This window comes from Streptomyces sp. NPDC051567 (genome assembly GCF_044454165.1).
Classification (GTDB): domain Bacteria; phylum Actinomycetota; class Actinomycetes; order Streptomycetales; family Streptomycetaceae; genus Streptomyces.
Window position 1 is genome coordinate 341990 of record NZ_JBITDK010000001.1, and the last position, 12711, is coordinate 354700.

At 71.3% G+C, this 12711-nt stretch carries 10 protein-coding genes, 1 tRNA gene and 1 pseudogene; 7 read left to right on the forward strand and 5 right to left on the reverse strand.

All coding sequences use genetic code 11. The annotated features are described in order from the left end of the window. Positions 1-727: 727 nt before the first annotated feature. The 3 genes and pseudogenes from ACIA5F_RS01515 to ACIA5F_RS01525 all read right to left on the reverse strand — a co-directional run bounded on the left by ACIA5F_RS01515 (position 728) and on the right by ACIA5F_RS01525 (position 3402). Complete coding sequence (locus ACIA5F_RS01515; protein WP_399347912.1) at positions 728-1702, reverse strand: DUF5926 family protein; 975 nt, start codon at positions 1700-1702, stop codon at positions 728-730. 201 nt (positions 1703-1903) lie between these two features. Continuing rightward, positions 1904-2556, reverse strand: a pseudogene (locus ACIA5F_RS01520) (ATP-binding protein). A gap of 45 nt (positions 2557-2601) precedes the next feature. Further along, on the reverse strand, positions 2602-3402 hold the full coding sequence (locus ACIA5F_RS01525; protein ID WP_399347914.1) for a glycerophosphodiester phosphodiesterase: 801 nt from the start codon (positions 3400-3402) through the stop codon (positions 2602-2604). 232 nt (positions 3403-3634) lie between these two features. On the opposite strand from ACIA5F_RS01525, the gene ACIA5F_RS01530 reads away from it, so the two are divergent. The 6 genes from ACIA5F_RS01530 (at position 3635) to ACIA5F_RS01555 (ending at position 9518) form a co-directional block, all read left to right on the forward strand. Continuing rightward, positions 3635-5149 (forward strand): S1C family serine protease, encoded by a 1515-nt coding sequence (locus tag ACIA5F_RS01530; protein ID WP_399347916.1) that lies wholly within the window; start codon positions 3635-3637, stop codon positions 5147-5149. Positions 5150-5378: 229 nt separating this feature from the next. Further along, complete coding sequence (locus ACIA5F_RS01535) at positions 5379-6284, forward strand: LysR substrate-binding domain-containing protein (RefSeq protein ID WP_399347918.1); 906 nt, start codon at positions 5379-5381, stop codon at positions 6282-6284. Between the two features lie 180 nt (positions 6285-6464). Beyond that, positions 6465-7019: a cysteine dioxygenase gene (locus ACIA5F_RS01540; RefSeq protein ID WP_399347920.1), complete on the forward strand. Its 555-nt coding sequence runs from the start codon at positions 6465-6467 to the stop codon at positions 7017-7019. Continuing rightward, a complete protein-coding gene (locus ACIA5F_RS01545; RefSeq protein WP_399347921.1) occupies positions 7019-8071 on the forward strand; it encodes a YeiH family protein in 1053 nt (350 codons plus the stop codon). The genes ACIA5F_RS01540 and ACIA5F_RS01545 overlap by 1 nt, the downstream gene beginning before the upstream one ends. A gap of 352 nt (positions 8072-8423) precedes the next feature. Beyond that, on the forward strand, positions 8424-9377 hold the full coding sequence (locus tag ACIA5F_RS01550) for a trypsin-like serine peptidase (RefSeq protein WP_399347923.1): 954 nt from the start codon (positions 8424-8426) through the stop codon (positions 9375-9377). 51 nt (positions 9378-9428) lie between these two features. Then, a tRNA-Ser gene (locus tag ACIA5F_RS01555) sits at positions 9429-9518 on the forward strand. A gap of 131 nt (positions 9519-9649) precedes the next feature. Here ACIA5F_RS01555 and ACIA5F_RS01560 read toward each other — a convergent pair. Continuing rightward, positions 9650-9859 carry a hypothetical protein gene (locus ACIA5F_RS01560; RefSeq protein ID WP_399347925.1) on the reverse strand — a complete coding sequence of 70 codons (210 nt, stop codon included), beginning with the start codon at positions 9857-9859 and terminating at the stop codon, positions 9650-9652. A gap of 24 nt (positions 9860-9883) precedes the next feature. Further along, on the reverse strand, positions 9884-11704 hold the full coding sequence (locus ACIA5F_RS01565) for a hypothetical protein (RefSeq protein ID WP_399347927.1): 1821 nt from the start codon (positions 11702-11704) through the stop codon (positions 9884-9886). 465 nt (positions 11705-12169) lie between these two features. Between ACIA5F_RS01565 and ACIA5F_RS01570 the strand changes: the two genes are divergently transcribed. Further along, positions 12170-12652 carry a DUF6344 domain-containing protein gene (locus ACIA5F_RS01570; RefSeq protein WP_399347929.1) on the forward strand — a complete coding sequence of 161 codons (483 nt, stop codon included), beginning with the start codon at positions 12170-12172 and terminating at the stop codon, positions 12650-12652. Positions 12653-12711 lie beyond the last annotated feature (59 nt).

Genomic DNA, 12711 nt, shown 5'->3' on the forward strand with positions numbered 1-12711 from the left:
TGCGGGCGCGGAGAGTTTCCTGGGAATTGGGTGAGGGGATCTCCGGACCCCATTCCCGCGCCGCTATCTTCGGCGAATGAATCCCCGTCCGATCGGTATCGGCACCGGTGTGTTGATCATCTTGTCGCTCCCGCTCACGGGAGCGATCGGCGGACCGGATTCCGCCGGTCAGGATGACGGAAAAAGCGTCGGGCCGCTCTCCTCGCCCGGACTTCCGGACTCTTTGCGCACGTCATCCCCCGCATGCGTCACCTCCGTCCGGGGCGCCGACGGGTGCGGGGGCGGCCGGGCCCGGCCTGTCCGGGCGGCCCCGTACGGATCGCCGGTACGGCCCCGCGCTGCCTTCGTCGCGGGCGGTGCGGGCGCAGGCCCGTGTTCTGGTCGGTGAGGGTCTTTCCTGGGGCGGGAGTTACTGAAGCAACACCGGTGGCCACGCCCTGGACGCTGTGCCGACGCCGATGGGACGTCGCGGAGTTTGCAGTTCCGGACGCCGGGAAGTTGCTCTTGAGGTCCGGGAGCAACTCGACCGGACCGAACGACCGTTGAACGGTGTAGGAAATTGAAGCGCCCGGTCGCTGGCGACGGGGGATGCACCAGCGACCGGGCTACCAGAACGGTAACAAGAGATCGCCTGTTCGCAAATTCGATCTCTGATATTCAGACACCGATTTGCAGGCGATTAGCGGGAGTTGTGACTCCCGTCACCGGACCCGCGCGTGTGTGCGGGTCAGCTGAGAGTGACCTGACGGTTGGTGAGTCCGCCGCGTGCCCGGCGCTCCTCCGTGGTCAGCGGGGAGTCCGCGGCCAGGGCCTCGGCGAGCCGCTCCGCGAACTCGGCCGCGGGCTTCTCCACGTCGTCCGCCGTGACCCCGGTGGGGAGGTCCCAGACGGGGACCATCAGGCCGTGCGCGCGGAAGGAACCGACCAGCCGGGTGCCCTCGCCGAGGGAGGACGTGCCGGCCGCGTGCAGCCGCGCGAGGGCGTCGAGCAGCTTCTCCTCTGCGTGCGGCATGACCCACCGCAGGTGGTTCTTCTCCGGGGTCTCGCACCAGTAGGCGGCGTCCACGCCGGTCAGCTTGACGGTCGGGATCGCGGCCTCGTTGGCGCGTTCCAGCGAGGCGGCGATCTCGGGGGAGGCGCTCTGGGCACTCTCCGAATCCGGAATCCAGAATTCGAAGCCACTGTGCACAACCGGCTCGAAAACGCCGTCGGGGTCGAGGAGGTCCTGGAGGCGGGTGCCCTCGGCCGGAACCCGGCGCGCCGCGACCGGAGTACCCGGGTCCGCTACGAGGGCACGCTCCAGGGTGTCGGCCATGTCGCGGCCGAGGTCCCCGGTGGTGGAGTCGTTCTGGAGGCCGAGCAGGACCGAGCCGTCCTCGCGGCGCAGCGCCGGCCAGGCCATGGGCAGCACGGTCACCAGCGTGACGGACGGAACGCCCTCGGGCAGGCCGCCCTTGAGGGTGAGGGGAACGGTCGCGGCGGGCACGAGCTCGCGCAGCGCCACCCAGTCGCCCTCGCCGGGCAGCCCCTCGAACGGCCGCCGCACGTGCTCGGTGACCGCGTGCGCGGCGGCTGCGCCGTGGCATGCCTTGTAGCGGCGCCCGGACCCGCAGGGACAGGGCTCGCGGGCGCCCACCACCGGGATCTCCCCGTTGTTGAGCTGCGGCTTTGCAGTCTTCGCTGCGGGGCGCTTCTTGGCCATCGTGGGTGTCTCCCGGTTGCGGCGGTACGGCGTGTTCTCTGGGCGCGAGCCTAAGGGCTGTCCGGCTGTCCGGGCCGCCGCGTCCGCCTCACCTCACCGGACGCGGCGGTGAGGCGCGGGGAACCGGCCCCGGAGCAGGCCCCGGCCCCGGAACACGACCGGCGGGCTTGCCGGACGGCCACCGCTCCGCCCGCCCGGCGGTCAGTGCCGGAGGCCGCCGAAGGCGCTGCCGAAGCCGATCGCCGGTGATGTGACGCGCGTAGCGAAATCCTCGTGACGGTGCCCCGCAGCCACGATCACCCACACGGTGACCTCGCCCTCCGCTCCGTCCCGGACGCCCCAGTCCTGGGCCAGGGCGCTGATGATGTTCAGCCCCCGGCCCCCGTGCGCGGTGACCGAAGGGGTCGACGGGACCGGCCTGGTGGGGCCTCCCCCGTCCGTGACCTCGACCGTCAGCCGCCCCGCTCCGTCGACGCGCCACGCGGCGCGGATCTCCCCGTCGCCGACCTCCCGCGCGCCCAGGGGCCTGCCATGGCGGCAGGCATTGCTGAGCAGTTCGGAAAGGATCAGTACGGCATCGTCCACGACCGGTTCGGACACTCCGCCGATGCGCAATTGCTCACGCATGCGGCGCCTCGCCTCGCCCACGCCCGCAGGACCATGGCGTACGTCCATGCACGACGACGTGGGCACTTCCTGTGCCACCATCAACGCCACCCCCGGAACCTCCTTAGCCCCACGCATGGTCTGGATGCCCCATTGGACTGGACCGGAAACCGCCGTGGCGGAGCCCGGTGACGTACGCGTGTCGCATTCCGGACGGCCGGATGCGGAGCGGATGCGCCGGGGCACACCCCGTCACGGGCGGGGCGCCCGTGACGGGCGGGCAAAAGGGGACGTCAGCGCCCCAGCTGTGACAGAACCTGACGGGGCCTGTTCGTAATGATCGCTTCTACACCCAGATCAGCGCAGAGCTGAACATCCTCGGGTTCGTTCACGGTCCACACGTGTACGGCGTGCCCCGCGGCGTGGAGCTTTCGGACGAAACCGGGATGGCTGCGCACGATCCGCATCCCCGGCCCGGCGATCCGCACCCCGGCCGGGAGCCGCCCGTCCCGCATCCGGGGCGAGATGAACTGCATCAGGTACACGGTCGGGAGCGTCGGCGCGGCGGCCCGCACCCGGTGCAGGGAGCGCGCGGAGAAGCTCATGACCCGGACCGGGTGCGGGCCGGTGGCGGGCGGGGCGTCCAGGCCGAAGCGCTTGAGGAGGAAGAGGAGCCGCTCCTCCACCTGTCCGGCCCAGCGGGTCGGGTGCTTCGTCTCGATGGCGAGCTGTACCGGGCGTCCGGCGTCGGAGACCAGTTCCAGCAGCCGTTCCAGCGTGAGCACGGAGGTCCGCTCGGGGTCGGCGTCCCAGTCCGGGGACTCCTCGCGGTCCTTCCAGGAGCCGAAGTCGAGGGCGGCGAGATCGGCCAGCTCCAGGGCGGAGACGGCGCCGCGGCCGTTGGAGGTGCGGTTCACCCGGCGGTCGTGGACCAGGACCAGATGGCCGTCGGCGGTGAGCCGGACATCGCATTCGAGGCCGTCGGCGCCGTCCTCGATGGCCTTGCGGTAGGCGGCCAGGGTGTGCTCGGGGGCATCCTCCGAGGCGCCGCGGTGGGCGACGACCTGGATGGGGCGCGGCGTTGCGTGGGTCACCGGGTCATGGTGCCACCGAGAGGTGCGGGGTGTCGGGCCGGGTCCTGCGAGCCAGGTCGAAATGTCGGATATAAAGAATGGGGGGAGATGCACAGGTCCGGCTTACAGTGCTCTGACGGGTGATGGGAAAGGCTTCGCCCAGGAACTTGTACGGCACGTCGAACGTTCAGTCGGACCGATATTGCCTATCGCCAGAGACTTCTGCAGCCGTGTGTGACGAGGAGAGAGCGCTGTGAGCACCGAGAACGAGGGCACCGCGGCCCCGACACCCCCCGCGGCCCCGTCCGTACCCCCTGCTCCGGCCTCCGAGACGCGGGCGCCGGCGCCCGGCCCGGTCCCGCAGCCCGCCGACGCACCGCCCGCCGACGCACCGCCCGCGCCCGCTGTCCCGGCCCACGCGCCCGGCACCGAGCCGACCCAGCAGCTCCCGCCCGCCCCGGCCCCGGCCTCCGCGCAGGCCCCTCCCGGCCCGTACGACGCCGCCCCGGCCCAGCCCCCGGCTCCGGCCGGGTACGGGGCCGAGGGCTGGCCGCCGCCTCCGCCCACGATCCCGGCGTACGGCGCGGGCGACGGTCACGGCGGCGGTGGCTGGGGCGCTCCCCCGGCCCCGGACGGCACCCCGCCGCCCAAGCGCAAGGGCAAGGGGGGCCTCGTCGCGAGCGTGCTGGTGGCGGCGCTCCTGGTGGGCGGTGTCGGCGGTGGGGTCGGCTACTGGGCCGCCGAACGCAGCCGGAACGGCACCGGGTCGACCACGATCACCGCCAGCACCCCCAAGGACCTCAAGCGCGAGGCCGGCTCCATCGCGGGCCTCGCCGCGGGGGCGCTGCCCAGCGTGGTCACCATCGAGGCGTCGGCCGGTGACGGCGAGGCCGGCACCGGCACCGGCTTCGTCTACGACCAGCAGGGCCACATCCTCACCAACAACCACGTCGTGGCCTCCGCCGCGAACGGCGGCAAGCTCACCGCGACCTTCTCGGACGGCAAGAAGTACCCGGCCGAGGTGGTCGGCCGGGCCCAGGGCTACGACGTCGCCGTGCTCAAGCTGAAGAACCCGCCGTCCGGTCTCAAGCCGCTGCCGCTCGGGGACTCCGACAAGGTGGCGGTCGGGGACTCGACCATCGCGATCGGTGCCCCCTTCGGCCTGTCCAACACGGTCACCACCGGCATCGTCAGCGCCAAGAACCGCCCGGTGGCCTCCGGTGACGGGTCCAGCGGCAAGAACTCGTACATGAGCGCCCTCCAGACGGACGCCTCGATCAACCCGGGCAACTCCGGCGGCCCCCTGCTCGACGGCCGGGGCGCGGTGATCGGCATCAACTCCGCGATCCAGTCGGCCGGCAACGGCAGCTTCGGCGGCGGCCAGGCCGGTTCGATCGGCCTGGGCTTCGCCATCCCGATCAACCAGGCGAAGAACGTCGCCGAGTCGCTGATCAAGACGGGCCAGCCGGTCTACCCGGTCATCTCGGTCTCCGTGGACCTCCAGTCCAAGGTCGACGGCGCCAAGATCTCCGAACAGGGCGCCTCCGCGAACGAGCTGGTCGACCCGAACGGTCCGGCGGGCAAGGCGGGACTCAAGCCCGGTGACGTCATCACCGAGCTCGGCGGCAAGCCGATCGACAGCGGCCCGACCCTGATCAGCGAGATCTGGACGTACAAGCCGGGTGACACCGTGAAGCTGACCTACCTGCGCGGCGGCAAGCCCACCACGGTCGACATCACGCTCGGCTCGCGGGTCGGCGACAAGTGACACGCGGCAGGTGACATCGAGCAGGCGCCGCGCGACTGGTGACACCCAGTAGCTGACACCCAGCAGGTGACGTGCGGCCGGTGACGTGAGGGAAGCCGCGGGCGGCGGGCCGAAGGCCGGGGAGCGCGGCGGTGCGGGGCCGCCCGGAGGGGCGGGTGGCTCGATGGGGAGGGGCCGTAGGCGGGAATCCGGCTACGGCCCCTCCCCAACGTCCGCTTATGCTTCGCTCGTGTTCGATTCCCGGCACATACGGACGTTTCATGAAGTGGTCGCCTGCGGTTCGTACTCCGCGGCGGCCCGTGTCCTCGGCTACACCCAGCCCGCCATCACCCAGCAGATGAAGGCGCTCGAACGTGCCGTGGGCACACCGCTCTTCACCCGCGTGGGCCGCAGGATGCAGCTCACCGAGGCCGGCGAGTCCCTCTCCCGGCACGCCGAGGCCATCCTCGGCAGCCTCTCCGCCGCCGAGGCCCAGCTGAAGGCGTACGCACGCCTGCGCACCGGCCGGGTCCGGCTGTGCGGCTTCCCCAGCGCCAACGCCACCCTGGTCCCGGAGGCCCTGAGCAGCCTGGCCAAGGACCACCCGGGCATCCAGGTCGAACTGCTGGAGGGGGAGCCCCCGGAGTCGCTGCACCGGCTGGAGCGCGGGGAGTGCGACATCACCCTGGCCTTCACCTATCCCGGGCTGCACGAGGAGGTCCCGGAGGAGGTCGCCGAGGTCAGGCTGTTGGAGGACCAGCTGACGGTTCTCCTCCCCACCGGTCACGCGCTGGCCAGGCGCCGGGCCGTGAACCTGGCCGACCTCTCCGAGGAACGGTGGATCGCGGGCTGCCCGCGCTGCCGGGCGAACCTCCTGCACGAGTGCGCCGAGCTGGGCTTCGTCCCCGACATCCGGTTCGCCACCGACGACAACCTGGTGGTGCAGAGCCTGGTCGGGCAGGGGCTCGGCGTCGCGATGATGCCCGCGCTGGTACTGCCCTCGCTCTCCTTGAGCCGGGTCTGCGGGCGGGCGCTCCAGCCCGTCGCGCGCCGCCACATCGCCGCCTACGTGTACCGCGACCATCTGCGGATACCGGCGACGGCCGCGGTGCTCGACTCGCTGAGACAGGTGGCGTCGAACCGGGTCGGCTGCTGACCCGGACGCGTTCCGGGCGCCTTTCCGGACGGGTTCCGGGCACGCTCCTGACCGCACTTCCGGACGCACTCCGGGACGGGCCGCTTCCGGCCCTTCCCGGGCTTTCCATAAGCGGTACTTGGGATTTCGGGTCAAAACTGTCGTTGGACGTGATGGATGGGCTGCCCCGACGCTGCCCGTATGACCACCACCACACCGGCCCGTACCACCACGAGGATGGCCGCCCTCGTCAGTGAGATCCGTTCGGTCGTGGACCGGGGGCTGGCCCCCGACCTGACCGCCTACCTCGTCGGGGAGCGCGTCGCCCCGCACCTGGGGACGCCCGATCTGCTCACGCCCGAGCAGCGCGAGAGCCACCTCGACCGGTACCGGCAGCACATCCTGCACGCGGAGCCGGACGGCAGCTTCTCGGTGGTCGCGCTCGTCTGGCTGCCCGGTCAGGAGACCGCCATCCACGACCACGTCTCGTGGTGCGTGGCCGGGGTGCACGAGGGCGAGGAGAGCGAACTCCGTTACCGGCTGGCCCCGGCCACGGCGGCGGCCGGGGCCCGGCTGGTGGCGACCGAAGAGGTGGTCAACGGGCCCGGAGACGTCTGCGGGTTCGCTCCCCCCGGTGACATCCACAAGGTCCGCAACTCCTGTCGTACGACGGCGATATCCCTCCACGTCTACGGCGCCGACATCGCCCGCCTCGGCAGCAGCGTCCGCCGCGTCTACACCCTCCCGACCGACTGATGGCCCTGCTGAACCGTCCTGTCCAGCGGACGGCGGACACCCGGCATGTTTCACGTGAAACAGCGACCTCATGGCCCGGACTCGGCCTCGCCGTCGCCGGGGCCCTCACGGCGTGGTGCGTGCACCGGCTCGTGCCCGCCGTTCCCGTGCTGACGGCGTCGGTGGTGCTGGGCATCGCGGCGGCGCACCTCCCGCGCCTGCGGGTGTTCGTCCGCGGCACCGCACGCCCCGGTCTCTCCCTGGCGGGCCGGCGGCTGATGCGGATCGGGATCGTCCTGCTGGGTCTCGGCCTGGGGCTGGACCAGGTGCTCCGGCTGGGCTGGGCGACGGTGGCGATGGTGGTGGCGGTGGTCGCGGCCACCTTCTTCGGCACCCTCTGGCTCGGCCGACGGCTCGGTCTCCCCGGCGACCAGCCCCTGCTGATCGCCACCGGCTACTCGATCTGCGGGGCCTCGGCGATCGGTGCGGTGAGCGAGGTCTCCGGGAGCGACGAGGAGGACGTGGCCGCCTCGGTGGCGCTGGTGACCTTGTGCGGAACCCTGGCCATCGCCGTACTCCCGCTCCTCCAGGGGCCGCTGGCCCTCTCCGACCTGGCCTTCGGGCACTGGGTGGGCGCGAGCGTCCACGACGTCGGCCAGGTGGTCGCGACCGCCCAGACCGCGGGCCCCGGTGCGCTCGGCGAAGCCGTGCTGGTGAAGCTGATGCGGGTGGCGCTGCTCGCCCCGCTGGTGGCGGCGGTCGCCTTCTCCGTACGGGCCCGGCGGCGCGGGGTCCGTACGGCCTCGGGGCGCCGGCCCGTTCCCGTCCCGCTGTTCGTGGCCGGGTTCCTGGCCGCCGCCGCCCTGCGCACCACCGGGGTACTGCCCGACGCGGCCCTGGAATGGGCGCACACCGCGCAGGAGGCGCTGCTGGCGGCGGCCCTGTTCGGGCTCGGGAGCGCGGTACACCTGCCGACGCTGGCCCGGACCGGCGGACGGGCCGCGGTGCTGGGTCTCGCGGCATGGGTGGTGGTGGCAGGCGTCTCGTACGTGGGTGTGGTGCTGACCATGTGACGCGGGTGGCCCTGTGGCGCCGGGTGGGCGGGAGTTGGCCATTTCCTGGCCGGAACCGACCGGCGCCCCGACTGCCCACTGACATCGACGCCCGGCCGTGCCACTCTGCCCCGGCACATCGAACGAGCGCCCGAACATCCGGCTGCCCGAGCAGCTGGACGCCCGGCTCCCCGCGCGTCCGGCTGCCCGCGCGTCCGGCTGCCCGCGCGTCCGGCTCCCCGCGCGTCCGGCAGGCCGAGCGGCCGGCGGCCTCGGCGCCCCGAAGACCGCACGACCGATCCGCACCGACAGTTCTTCACCCCCACCCTGCCCGGGCCGGCCGACGGACCGGGCGCGGAAGAAGGAGTCCTGCGTGAAACGTCATCGCACGGCCTTGTCCGTCCTCCTGGCCACCGGCGCGCTGCTCGCGGGCGCGCTGACGGCGGCCGTCCCCTCCGCGGCGGCGGATGCCCCCGCCTCGTTCCGGCAGCAGCACGTCCAGGGCTTCTGGACCGCCGAACGGATGCGCGCCGCCGCCCCGCTCGACATCACGGCGGTCCCCGGGACGGGCCGCACCCGGGCCACCGCCGCGCAGCGCCCCACCACGGTCCCGCCGACCCCCGCCTCCGTCGCCTCGCCCACGGCCTTCCCACAGCCGGGCGGTGCCTGGACCGGTGGTGGCGCGGTGGTGCGGACCTCGGGCCGGGTCTTCTTCACCATGGGCGACCGGACCGCCTCCTGCTCCGGTGACTCGGTCACCAGTGCCAACGGCAGCACGGTCGTCACGGCCGGCCACTGCGTGAAGTACCAGGGGACCTGGCACACCAACTGGGTCTTCGTCCCGGCCTACGACAACGGCGCCGCACCCTACGGCCAGTGGACCGCCACCAAGACCTTCGCGACCGACCAGTGGGCGGCCTCCGAGGACATGAACATGGACGTGGGCCTCGCGGTCGTGGCCCCGCTGAACGGCCGGACCCTCAGCCAGGCCGTCGGCGCCCAGGGTCTCCTCTTCAACGGCGGCTACAACAAGAAGATGTACGCCTTCGGCTTCCCCGCCGCCGCCCCCTACGACGGCAGCAAGCTGGTCTACTGCAGCGCCAACAGCGGCAAGGACTTCCTGCTGACGAAGGACCACAGCCTGGCCTGCAACATGACCGGCGGCTCCAGCGGCGGCCCCTGGTTCCAGGACTTCGACGAGACGACGGGCCTGGGCACCCAGGTCTCGGTGAACAGCTTCGGCTACACCTTCCTGCCGAACCGGATGTTCGGCCCGTACTTCGGCGCCGAGGCGAAGGCGGCCTACGACAGGGCCCAGACCGCCTGACCCGCCACGGCCCTCCGCGTACTCCCACCGCCCGGTACTCTGTACCGGCCAGGTGGGTTGCCCGAGCGGCCTAAGGGAACGGTCTTGAAAACCGTCGTGGCAGCGATGTCACCGTGGGTTCAAATCCCACACCCACCGCCAGATCAGAGTGTGTGCAGGTCAGAGGGCGTGACCCCGGTCGGGGGTCACGCCCTCTCTGCTACCCCGGTCTCACCTCGGCGCACTCGTATCCCGGTGTCGACCAGCGCGTACGGGCCATGTGTGGGCCAGGATCACGGGACTTGCCCGCCGCTCAGGCCCTTCCCGACGAGCTCGTTCGCGCGGGGCTGCCGGCCCTTCAGGATCTTGGCGTAGAAGGCGTAGAAGGCGTAGAACCGGAGGAGCACCGCGAGGCTGTGCCCGGCGCGGTGCGCGACCTCCACCGGGTCCGCACCGGAGTCGATCCACGTACTCCGTCGACCGGCCCGGCCCGGCCCGGACATGAGAGCGCACCGCGTGGGCGTGGGCTATCCCTGGAGTCCGATGCGTCCGCGGGCCACTTCGTGTGCCGCGCGCAGCATCTCCCGCTGGTCCTCGTCCAGGCTCTGGGGCTGAGGGGTGAGTGTGCTCGTGGCGAAGAAGGAGATGGGCCCGTGGAACGGTCCGTCGTGGCAGTCGAGCAGGCGCAGCATCTCGTCAGCGACGGGGTTGGGACTCTCGGACGAAGCGGTGACCAGCTCTGCCACGTAGGCGTGGACGGTGGACGGGGAGGGCAACCAGATCCGGTCGACGACCCCGGCGCCGGACGAACCCACCTGGTCGCGCATGCCATCGACCGGGGCGGTATGGAACTCCAGCCCCCCTTCCGGGGTGACCAGGGCGTAGGTGATCGCGAGACCACTCGGCTCTTGCCTACGGCCGGCCCTCAAGTCGTCGAGGAAGGACTCCATGGTGTGGTCGGTCTGGCTGCCCTGGAGGTCGGCCATGGCGTCATCGAATCCGGCGGTCTCCAGCGGCCGGGCTTCGGTGCGCTGCTTCAGGGTGAGGAAGCGGCTGAGTGCCTCGATCTCCGCGTCGTGCTGTTCCAGGAATCGCAGGGCGGGGCCCAGGGTCGCTGGGCGCGCAACCCAGTTCGGCAGGTCGTACTCCTCGATGCGGCGGTCGTGCAGGAAACCGATGCGTCGACCGACGTTGGTGACAGCGGCCGCCGACACGTTGCCGGGTTTCAGCCCGGGCGTGCGCTGACCCCATGCCACCGCCGAGGCCGCCGCGCTCCATGCGATGGCGATGAGCTGTCCGAGCGTGAAGCCTTCTCGCAGTGCTCCCAGGAACGTCTCGTAGGCGTCGGGCAGACGATGCTCCGGGACGGGCTCTTCCTGGTAGGTGCGGATCAGCAAGCCGTCGAGGTAGGCCACAGCCATACCGGCCTGAAGGTTGTGCACCTGCTGCCGGACTTCGTCTGCCCGGCTGATCGGCATGCGGCCCAGCAGGGACGTGATCTCACGGTGCGCCGCTGTCCTGCCGCCCAGGGAGGGCGCCAGACGCCACGGGATCTGCTGGATGTACACGCCGCGGACGGTGCCGTCGTCGTCAAACGCGAAATCCCCGGTCGCAGCCGGCAGGGTCGGACAGATCCACCGCTCCTGGTACAGGCTGCGGAACACCTCCACGTCGATCTCCGCAGACGCCGCCAGCGAGTAGTCCAGGCTCTGCAGCGGCCCGATCGTCTCGGTGCCCCTCCGCTGCATGATGTCCACCATGGACACCAGTGTCAGCGCGTTCACCACGCTCGGATGACTGCTGGGGAAGTCTCGTCCTGCCTGCTCCCGCAACCACGACGAGGCCGCATCGACGCGTGCCCGGTTCTGCTGCCGATGCCCTTCCGCAACCCGCTGCGCTTCCTGGGCCGCCTGCTCTGCCGCAGCCGCCTGACAGTCGTGGCACAGGCCGTCCGTGACGGTCTCCTCGCTCGGGAACACGTCCGGCGTCCACTTTCGAGTCGCGGCCATGTCCGAGCGGCTGTGAATGGTCTTCGGTCCGGCACAGTCGGAGCAGACGATGGTGAGCAGATCCGCGTGGCAGGACGCCTTCACCGTCCGAAGGACCGAAGGAGTGGCCCCGATTTCAGCGACCTTGTACGACCAGGTTCCGGGTTGGACGAACGACCAGTAGTCCAGGCACAGGGCCTTGTCCTGGTCGGACACATCGGGCTTGAACACGACCTCCAGTAACGGATGGTCCGTACTCGGGATGAGATGCCGAAGCTGTGGCTGCTGCTGCTGCTGCTGCTTGGTGGTGGTGGTCTTGGGCTGCTGCTGACGATTGCGTCGGCGCTGACGCTTCCCCATGGCGTCTCCTCCCTGGTGGATCGTCAGAATACGGCGGCCGGTGACACGAGGAGACGGAATCCGGCATACCCGACCGCGACCCGGTTGGCCAGGTCTTTTTAAGGCCGTTCGGCTGGGCTCCCCGGAACGGCGCCGGGTACGGGCAGTCAGTGGACCAGGGGCGGACCGCAGGCCCGGCAGAAGAGCCCAGGAACTCGTGAATGCGCAGGTCAGGCATGAAGGGGTCGCCTCAACCAGGACTCTCTTGAGAACCGTCGTGGCAGCGATGTCACCGTGGGTTCACACCGATGGACTGGTCAGGGGCCGTCGCCGTGAGGGCGGTGCGGTGGGCGGGTGCTCTAGGTCTTTCGAGTGGTGTTTGTCGGAAGATCGGCGCGGGTGGTGGGGGCGGTGCGGTTGCGCACACATCATGACGAATGTATGCAGATCCGCCCGTCGGAACATTGCGAAACGAGGCACCTCGTCATGGCTCACCGCACCACCGTCACCTCGGTCTGGACCGCCGTCCTCTCGGCGCTCATGGCCCTTCTCGGCGCCCTGGGCCTCGGTGGCAAGGCCGCTGCGGTCGCGGTCTCCGCCTCGGCTCCCGCAGCCGTTCCCTCCGTTCCGGTTCCCGACGCCACTGCTGTCGCTGTCCGCAGGGCCGCCGCGCGAGGCCGGAGGAGCTGGCGGGCGATGATGCGGGGCGGTGCGCTCCCGCCGACCATCAAGCAGCGGATTTGCGCCGAGGCCCACGGCAGGACCCCGTCCGTCCGCCGCTCGACCACTGCCGCCGCGCTGGGAGCCGGTTCAGGTTCCGGTTCTGGTTCTGGCTCCCGCTCTCGTTCCGGTTCCGAGGTCGGGGTCGTGCGCTCCGCCGCCGCTGTCGCCTCGCCGGCCGGAGCCCACGCCCACGCCTTCACCCGCGCGGTCCGTCCGGCCCGGGGCCGGCTCGCGCTCGCCGCGTAGCTCCGTTCGTCCCTGTGGTGCGGAGGGTGCAGCCGTTCCAGATGTGGCAGGACGGTTCC